1 protein-coding gene is annotated in these 1,309 nt (G+C 68.4%); it reads right to left on the reverse strand.

All coding sequences use genetic code 11. The features are described from left to right. The coding region (locus HCJ94_RS29320; protein WP_205802102.1) for an RNA-guided endonuclease InsQ/TnpB family protein at positions 1-1,217 on the reverse strand (1,217 nt) is incomplete at its 3' end. Positions 1,218-1,309 lie beyond the last annotated feature (92 nt).

Here is a 1,309-nt window from a genome sequence, read left to right on the forward strand (position 1 = left end):
TTGACGATCTCCTCGCCCTGAAGGACGGGGATTCCCTCCACGCTGCGCGTGGAACACGCGGCGTCCGGGCGGATTCCTGCTTCCTCGCGCGGTGCTGGCACGGGTGCCGGTCTTACCTGCGCTCCACAGGCGTTTAGGCTCTCCCAGCGTCCCTGGGCGAGCACGTTGATCGCCGCGTTGACGTCCCGGTCGTGGGCCGCCCCGCACGGGCAGGTCCACGACCGGACGTCCAGCGGTTTGGGTCCGTCGATGCGGCCACACGCCGAGCATGTCTGCGACGTGGGCGCGAACCGGTCAATCTTGCCGAAGGTGCGCCCATACCGTGCGGCCTTGTACTTCAGCATCTCGACGAAGGACGCCCACCCGGCGTCGTGGACGGATTTGGCCAGCCTCGTGCGGCCGAGACCGGCCACGCACAGGTCCTCGACGTACACCGCTTGGTTGTCGCGGATGATCCGTGTCGAGAGCTTGTGCTGCCAGTCCCGCCGGGTGTCGGCCACCCGGGCGTGTGCCCGTGCGACCTTGACGACGGCCTTCTTGCGGTTCTGACTCCCGCGCTGCTTGCGCGAGAGATCCTGCTGGAAGCGCTTGAGCTTGCGGGCGGCGCGGCGCAGGAACTTCGGCGCCGTGACCTTCCGGCCGTCGGACAGCACGGCGAAGTGCGTCAGCCCCAGGTCGACGCCGACCTCGCAGTCCGTCTCCGGCAGCGGCTGTTCGGTGGTCTGCACGACGAACGAGGCGAAGTATCGGCCCGCCGCGTCCCGGATCACCGTGACCGAGCTGGGCTGGGCAGGCAGGCCCCGCGACCAGCGGACCGGCACGTCGCCGATCTTCGGCAGCCGCAGCCGGCCGTTGGGCAGGACCTTGAACCGGGCGTTGGCGGTGAACCGGATGGCCTGCCGGTTGTCCTTGCGGGACCGAAACCGCGGCGGGGCCACCTTCCGGCCCCTGCGCTTGCCTGTGATCGAGTTGAAGAAGTTGCGGTACGCCACGTTCAGATCCGCGAGGGCCTGCTGCAAGACGACCGAGGACACCTCGCCCAGCCACGCCCGCTCGGGCGTCAACTTGGCTTGGGTGATGACCCGCTTGGACAACTCGGCGTCCGACAGGTACTTCTCGCCGTTCTCCCTGGCTGCCTGGCGTGCGCGCAGCCCGTCGTTGAACACCACCCGCGCACACCCGAACGCCCGCGCCAGCCCTTGCTGCTGGCCCGGCATCGGGTAGACGCGGTAATTGTACCGGAGCTGCACATCGGACAGTCCAGCATTGGCCTATGACAAGACTTGGGGACATCCGCACTGGCACCTGC

Source organism: Micromonospora thermarum (assembly GCF_012034245.1).
GTDB classification, from domain to species: Bacteria; Actinomycetota; Actinomycetes; order Mycobacteriales; family Micromonosporaceae; genus Micromonospora; species Micromonospora thermarum.